Origin of the sequence: Nostoc flagelliforme FACHB-838 (assembly GCF_014698065.1) — a bacterium.
Lineage (GTDB): Bacteria > Cyanobacteriota > Cyanobacteriia > Cyanobacteriales > Nostocaceae > Nostoc > Nostoc flagelliforme_B.
In genome coordinates this window covers 25,374-33,234 of the sequence record NZ_JACJSI010000072.1, presented here as the reverse complement: position 1 = coordinate 33,234, position 7,861 = coordinate 25,374, and the positions used below count along the sequence as shown (strand labels likewise).

The following is a 7,861-nucleotide window of genomic DNA, read 5'->3' as shown; positions in this document are numbered from 1 at the left end:
CTCTGGTAACGATTTTCGTTTTATCGTTGATATTATCCCCATGTGTAAATATTTGAAGCACTCATAATTCCTTACTTCTTTAAATAAGTCTTTATACTCTGCACAATATTCATTTACGATCTGCGCTTCGCAGCAGCGCTTCGCTATCGCAACTGTTGGGTGGGCATCTCTTGCCAAATATTTCCTAGCGTGGCAAAACTTACTAGAGAAGAGCGGAAATCCTGTAATCTTGACCTTGTAGCGAAATAATGGTGCAAAAACTTGGCAAGAAAAAGTTTAAAACCAGAGGCAACATCGTTTGAAGTACTCGATTGTGTTCAAAAAAAATGCCCTTCGTGCGGTCAAGCAATGTGGAATGAATACAATAATCCTCGACATATAAGAACGCTAAATGGGGTAGTAGAACTACAGCAAAAATTCGTCGATGTCAAAATCAGTCATGTCTGCGGTATAAAAAAGCATATCGACCAGTGCGTTCCTGTACCTTTAGTTCTAGTTCAGCATAAGCTGTTTTTAAGGCATCCTCTGCATGTTTGCGCTTGACATCTAAGCGTATTAAACCTTTTGTACAGTACCAAATTAATCCTGTAAAGGCAGCTACATTGCCCATTACATGGAAGCTCAAGCCAAAAGCATGATCGAACCATCCTTGATTTTCTCCATACACGCGCAGCCACCCTAAGCTTAAAGGAATAGCAAGTGCTGCCGGAAGTAACACTCTAGCAGTCATTCCTCCTGCACTATTACTAACTATCAGATTCATCAAACCCTTAGTAGGAAACGCAAATAAGATACCAAACGAGAGTAAGACAAACCCAATTGCGCTGTGAATGGCAGTATAGGTAAACGATGACGACCCAAATATCGGTTCAACTCCATAAAAATAGCCAATTAAAACTTGTAGGTTTGTCAGGGCAGTAATCAGTGCAAATATTTGCACTGGTCGATAATAGATGCTTCGGTCAGCAGCAAGCCATAAAGCAAAACCCATTAAGCTAAAGTTCGTAGCTATTATCGCTGACATCCGTCCAGGGCTATAAGTGTGGAGCGCTTCTAGTGGTTCTTTAAACAATAGTTGATCAATTCCTAAATTCCACCCAAATAAGTATTGGCTCAGAGTGAGTAATCCTACTGTGGTAATTGCCAACGCCAAACCCTGAGCTACTCGACGCTTTAATTTTTGTTTTGACCTCAAAAAATTTAATGCTAAACCAGATAATACAAAACATAAGGCAGTATTAGGTTTCATCGTCGCCCACGGTGGCAATACGCTTTTGAGAATTTGAATATCAAAATACCAACCTATCAGAACAAGACAACCTATCAAGGTAACAAATATACTAAATAGCTTAGAAGCGTTTTTTAGCACCTTGATAAGATGGCGATCTAACTCAGCAGTGAACATAAATACTAATAGTTTTTTAGAAAAGATAAAAAGGTTCGGCTTCTATCTTCAAGTATCCTCGGGAGCATCCCAATTTTGCAAAAAGGGTGTGGTGTGAAAAGCCGAAAGTGACAAAAGCGTCCGAGGAAAGCGATCGCATTCCCAATGGATGTAAAGAAACATTTCTGTTTCTTAGAAGAGGGATAAGTACGGTGTGGAGTATGAAAAAGCGGTTATAGCAGCTAAAATTATAGCTTCTGGCCAAGGGGATGAGCTTTTATCGCCCTCAGAGATAAAAATCGTTAAAGATGCTTAGTAAAAAGTGGTCAGAACAGAATCAGCGCTTAAGGCGTTTGAAAGCTGTTGTAAATCAAATTTAGTTTAAGCTGACGACAAGCCTTATGCAGTAACCAGTAACCAATAGGGGCAATCAACCCAGTTTCTTCAGCTATGGGAATAAACTTCTCTGGAAAAACAAACCGCTGTTGCGGGTGTTGCCAACTTAATAGAGGCTCAAAGCCATTAATAAGCTAATCGTCATTCATTTTTCCAGACTGATTCGCTTGTAGTAAGGGCTTCAGCCCTGGTGTTATACAACTTAAATGCTCATTAGCTTAATTAACCATTTTGTTGCAATTTAGTTCGACTCAAAGTTCAGCCCAGATGCGATTAAGGTGCTGGCTAATTTGCTATTCAAGGGTTTGGAGAAAAAATATCCTTGTGCATATTTGCATTTGTAAACTGCAAGCTGTGCGAGTTGCTCAACAGTTTCTACACCCTCTGCAACCACATCTATATTAAGACTGTGTGCCAGAGTAATGATTGCTTGAACAATCTCCAAGTTTTCTCCATTAACACCAATGTTCATTACAAAAGAACGATCGATCTTTAAGGCATTAGTGGGGAAGCGGTGTAGGTAACTCAAAGATGAATAGCCTGTGCCAAAATCATCTAGGTGTAACTGGACATTCATCTGTTGCAAGTGTAAAAGCATAGCAGTAGCAGATTCGGTATTTTCCATAATTGCGCTTTCAGTAATCTCCAGTTTCAAACTTCTGCCTTCAACTCCAGTCTCTTGCAAGATTTGGTGAATTTGTTCAATTAGATCAGGTTGTGAAAACTGTTTAGTGGAAATGTTGACACTAATTGTCAAGGGTGGGTTAGTAGGAAATTGCTCCTGCCAAGCACGCAGTTGACGGCAAGCTTCACGCATTACCCAGTAGCCAATAGGGACAATCAGCCCAGTCTCTTCAGCTATGGGAATAAACTTCTCTGGAGAAACAAATCCCTGTTGCGGGTGCTGCCAACGTACTAGAGCCTCGAAGCCAATTACTTTGTAAGTTTCTAATAAAATAATCGGTTGATAATGAATTATAAACTCCTGGTGTTCAATTGCGTGTCGTAAATCCATCTCTAACTGCATTAGCTCTGTAGCTTGGGCGTACATGGTTGAGTCAAATAGCTCGTAGCGTGCTTTTCCCAATGCCTTAGCACGATACATAGCAATATCAGCATCACGTAGGATTTCTTCAGGCAGATTGTAACTACTTTTACTAAGGGCTATACCAATGCTGACGTTAGTAAATACGTCACGTCCATTGAGATTAAAGGCAGATGTGATAACTGCATTTATTCTTTCAACTACGAACGTTATGTCATTCAAGTTTTTAAAATCATTAAGCAAGATTGTGAACTCGTCTCCTCCAATACGAGCAACTGTGTCTTGAGAGCGTAAGCAGGTTTCTAGTCTTCGTGCGATCGCATTCAGTAATTGGTCGCCAATTGTGTGGCCGAGACTATCGTTGACAACTTTAAAGCGATCTACATCAAGGAAAAAAACAGCGAACTTATAATTTGTACGTCGTTTTGTGAGCGCAATAGCACGTTCCAAACGTTCCATAAATAAAGCACGGTTAGGCAGTCCGGTTAGAGAATCATGGAAAGCATCATGGATTAATTGTGCCTGTGCAAGTTTTAGAGCAGTAATATTACGAGCAATACTCATAACAAATTCTACTGAACCATCGGCAGCAAACTCAGGCAGTAAGCGAGTATGGTAGTATTCTATACTTGAGGTAGTGGGAAAACTGCATTCAAACTCGTTCTCTTGCTTAGTTTGAATAACAGACTGAATTTTATATTCCCATATTCGAGAAAATTCTTCTGGTAAATTCAACTGTCTATTAGCTTTACCGATAAAAGTTTGTGGTAAGATGTTTGTAAGCTTTTGAAAAGCTGGATTAACATAAACGTATTGTAATTGAGTATTAAACCTAGCAATAATGTCAGGTGCATTCTCAACTAGTGCCTTAAATTCCTTTTCTCGAAGTGATAATGCCTTGAGAGTGTGTTCATGCTGATAAATTTCAGTTTGCAATTGTTGGTTAGTTTTTATAAGTTCATCTGTGCGTTGCCTAACCGTAGTTTCTAGATGTTCACTAGCCTGCTGGAGAGAGTTCTCGACCCGCTTACGTTTGGCTAATTCTTGGTTAGTGAACAACGTGGCTAAACCGACTAAAACAGAAGCTATAATGCTGGCAAAAATAGTAAATGCATTTGTGTTAGCAGCACTGATATTCATTTCTATTGTTCGCTGTTTCAACAAATGATTTTCTTCACTTTCTATATCTTTAGCAAGCATTTGAATGTCTTGCAAAAGCTTTTGACTTTCCTTACTCTCGAATCTCTGTAACGCCAAGGGTAAATTCTTATTTGTTGCAAAACTCACCGTTATTTTAAGCAAATCCAGTTTTTTAGCAATTAAAGATTCAAAGATAGAAAGACGTCGCTGTTGATTAGGGTTATCTCTTGTCAATTGACGTAAAACTTGAAGTGTTTTGGGAATATTGTCAGTTGCAATATCATACGGTTGGAGATATTGCCCTTTACCTGTAATCAGATAACCTCTTTGTCCAGTCTCTGCATTATTAATTTGTAAAATTACTTCTTTTGTGTTTTTAATGACTGTGTATGTGTGTGTTACCCATCGAATATTTTTTTTATATTCCAGCAGATTTCGAGAGGAGATTATACCAATGCCAGTCATAATTCCTACTACTATTACAAAACTGGCTGTATTTCTTTTGTAAGTAGTTAAGTTCATTTTTTCCTTTGAATCTAATCAACTGGCAATTAAAATATATAAGTTCTGTATTTATACTTAACAGTTTAAAGTCAATTTTCCGTCCGAAAATCTACTGAAGAATATGAAAATATAGATTATTGCCCTTAAATCTATATCGAGAATATACGGTTAAATTAGTTACTAATTATACTTATACTTATACCTCAAATCGCTTTCTTGAATATTGATACTGCAAATTGTTCGCTCAGAAATTAATTACTCTGCAACTGCAACCAGATCCCGTCCAGTAGCTTTAGCTAGGGTTAGTGCAGCATCAGCGGCTCGGATTAGAGTTTCAGTAGTATTACCATGTCGAGGAAAGCTGGCAACTCCTAATGAAAGGGAAACAGCGCCAAGTGGTTGACGGTGATGTTGTAGATTGAGATGTTTGGCTCCAATTCGTATTTGCTCTGCTCTTAGTTGAGTGATTTGCAATGAAGCCTCTGGAAGAAGTAGCATGAATTCCTCCCCACCGTAGCGACAAGCAATGTCAGAGCCGCGAATCATGCTCTTGAACAATTGCCCCAGTTCTCGCAATACAATATCTCCGGCAACGTGTCCATAAGTATCATTAAATCGCTTAAAGTGGTCTACATCTAACATAATCAAACCAAGCGATTGTTCCTTACGCTCGGCTCTTTTGACTTCTCTTTCTAAGGACTCTTCCATGTAGCGTCGATTAAATAAACTAGTCAGAGGGTCACGAATACTTTGGTTTTTAAGAGTTTCTCGCAGTTTGAGATTTGCCAGTGTAATCGCAATGTATTCAGCAACAGTATTGGCTAGAAGTTGTTTGGTTGAAGTCAGTTGTCCAGTCTCAAAAGCAATCAGTTGCAGAATGCCTAATGCTTCACCTTGTGCCATCATGGGAACACAGAGGGTTTGCCCTTTTAAAGGTGGGTGAAGATGCTGGCAGTGTAAGGGGCTTTGAGAATCCTTCAAAAAGTAGGGTCGTCCGCGTCTTAATGCCCAACACTCGGTTGGTGTAAATAGATTCAAGTAGGCGTAGTCATCTTTCCATGTTGCTACGGGTTCTACTAATGTTTTTGATTCACTTATAAGAAACACACCACCGCTAGTATTGGGGAATAAGGGACTCACCAGTTCTGGCAAAGCTATGTAAGCTTCCTCTAGGGTGAAACAGGCTTGCAAAACATCGCTAAGTTCAGCTAATTGAGAAATTTCATTATTGCGTTCTTCGAGTTCATCCACCCAAAGTTTGAGCTTTTTTTCACTGTTAACAAGGTCAGCTTCAACCTGCTTTTGCCGTTTAATATGACGATTAATCCCAGTTCCAGCTAAAGGGATTAAGCCAAATGATAAAATTCCACCAGAACCGACAACAAGCATGGTGAAGTTGGCAGTAAACTTTGCTCTATCAGAGCGGATTTGGAGTAAGCGATTCTCTTCGGCAACCATAGCATTAATAATTTGTCCGATGTCGTCGTTTGCGCTTCGACCAACATCTTGCTCAATGAATTGCTGTGCTAATTCAAATCCTTTGAGCCGCCGAATATTAAGCGCTTGTTGCAACAGCGTTAATCGCTTTTTTAGTAATGGCTCTAAAGCTTGAATGTGTTGCTGTTGAACAGGGTTGTCGCCTGTTAACTCACGAATAATGTTGACTTGCTCGTTTAGGGTACTGGCATTTAGGTAGTAAGCATCCAAGTATTGCTGGTTATCTGTAATCAGAAAACCCCGCTGCTGGGACTCTGCACTTGATAGTTGAGACTGCAAAGCTTCCAAATTTTTAAGAACTTCATGAGAATGTTCAACTCAAGCTGCGGTACTAATTAACTCTTTTGTACTCCAGCAAGCTAGTCCACCTATACAGGCTAAAAGCAGTAGAGCAACAGTGAAACCACTGCTAATTTTGCGTTCGATTGACCAATGTATCAAGTTAATTAGAGGTTTTAAACAGCACTATTGAGTATAGCCTCTGAAAAAGATTATCAAATATAACTTATTGATGAAATTGTGTAACCGAATCCCGAATTGCTTGCGTAAAAATATTTAAGGCACCTACAGGTAATAAAATGCCCAGCCCCTGCGTGCAGTCGCTCATGGGGGAAACCTTTTTTCTGCGCGCTGCTGAACCAGATCAAATATATTTTGGCATCAAGTAAATCCCAAGCCTGTTCTAATTAATGCAAGCGAAAGTTTTCCGAGTAATAAACATGAGGATTGCACCAAGAATCGATACTGCGAATTTCTGCCTTACGGGGAAAGCCAAGAGAATCAAAATAGTCACGCCAATGGCAATTATTAACATATAAAATTTCTCGTGTACAATAAGCCTAAAATCAACTAAGTAGGCACAAGCATTGAAAAAAGATACCAGCCGTCACAACCATGATCCACGCTACATAACGAATAAACTCGAAACACGGCTGGTATAGGAGTGAAAGCAGTCTCCCTAACCGATGCTCGTACTCAAGTTCAGCTTCAGCATATACGTCCCCAAGATTCGGGCACAATTGCAAATCAAATGTATCGGACGGGCTTTGATACTCCCCTGTTGCTCGTGTGCCAAGAAAGAGTTGATATTCTTGATAAGTGCCATGAATTGAGGAGTTAACAGCAATGGAAACTACTACTGTTAACTCCTGATTTTTGATCAATCTATACAGTTAGTTGCCCCATAATAGCACTATTGTATAAACCTACCAATTTCCTAACTGCGCTGCTAACTCAGCGCTTTCCTTATCTAACTATCTTTTCATGAACCTAGCCCACTATTCTAAAAATCCCTATTTCTTTTCGTAAATGTGCCTGAAACTTTAATTTTTGGTTTTTTGTTCTCAATAAACTTAAGCTTTGTAGCACAGATATCATTAGTGGGATAGGTTCCAATACTTGTCGGGTTTTTTGTGAATCTGGCTTCTACTGTACAATATAAAACTGCCCTAGATGTAAGCCAGAGCAGTTTTTGATAGAAGTAAATTATATAGGAGACAATTAATGTCGTCCCCGGTTTATCTATAGTAAATACCGTTATATAATACTATTCACCTCAAGTTTCGTGCTTTACGCAAAAAACGAATAATCTTGAAGTTGGCATTAGAAAGAGAACGAACTCAGCATAAGCCAGCGTATTACAGACGGCATCCGCAAATTTGAGCTTTGTCAATTCTATTTGTCCAGGGTGGGTCATCAGCACCCCGTTTGCCAGAACAAGGAGCCGACACTGCAATCTGGTTGGCTACTAATGCTCCACGCGATATAAGCGGTAAGTTTTTGTGCGATCACAAAGTAATTTATTTTTAGATGGTTAGTATGCAATACTTCTCGGGTTTTGCATTTTCAAAATAGGAATTGGGCCTGACTTTTCACGGGATGTGGAAAGTCAGGTC

The 7,861-nt window shown here is 39.4% G+C and carries 5 protein-coding genes and 1 pseudogene; all 6 read right to left on the bottom strand.

Translation table 11 applies throughout. The annotated features are described in order from the left end of the window. Positions 1 to 433 precede the first annotated feature (433 nt). The 6 genes and pseudogenes from H6G97_RS25965 to H6G97_RS25945 all read right to left on the bottom strand — a co-directional run bounded on the left by H6G97_RS25965 (position 434) and on the right by H6G97_RS25945 (position 7,129). Positions 434 to 1,405, bottom strand: coding sequence for a hypothetical protein (locus H6G97_RS25965; protein WP_190943482.1), 972 nt, complete (start codon positions 1,403 to 1,405; stop codon positions 434 to 436). Positions 1,406 to 1,728: 323 nt separating this feature from the next. Then, positions 1,729 to 1,911, bottom strand: coding sequence for an EAL domain-containing protein (locus H6G97_RS52895; RefSeq protein WP_190943489.1), 183 nt, complete (start codon positions 1,909 to 1,911; stop codon positions 1,729 to 1,731). A gap of 110 nt (positions 1,912 to 2,021) precedes the next feature. Further along, on the bottom strand, positions 2,022 to 4,487 hold the full coding sequence (locus H6G97_RS25955) for an EAL domain-containing protein (RefSeq protein ID WP_199349644.1): 2,466 nt from the start codon (positions 4,485 to 4,487) through the stop codon (positions 2,022 to 2,024). A gap of 237 nt (positions 4,488 to 4,724) precedes the next feature. Further along, positions 4,725 to 5,858 (bottom strand): sensor domain-containing diguanylate cyclase, encoded by a 1,134-nt coding sequence (locus H6G97_RS25950; protein WP_277883332.1) that lies wholly within the window; start codon positions 5,856 to 5,858, stop codon positions 4,725 to 4,727. Positions 5,859 to 5,897: 39 nt separating this feature from the next. Beyond that, positions 5,898 to 6,272: pseudogene (locus H6G97_RS54865) on the bottom strand (CHASE3 domain-containing protein); the annotation flags it as partial. A 539-nt stretch (positions 6,273 to 6,811) separates the two neighbouring features. Next, positions 6,812 to 7,129, bottom strand: a complete 318-nt coding sequence (locus tag H6G97_RS25945) for a hypothetical protein (protein WP_190943481.1) — start codon at positions 7,127 to 7,129, stop codon at positions 6,812 to 6,814. Positions 7,130 to 7,861 lie beyond the last annotated feature (732 nt).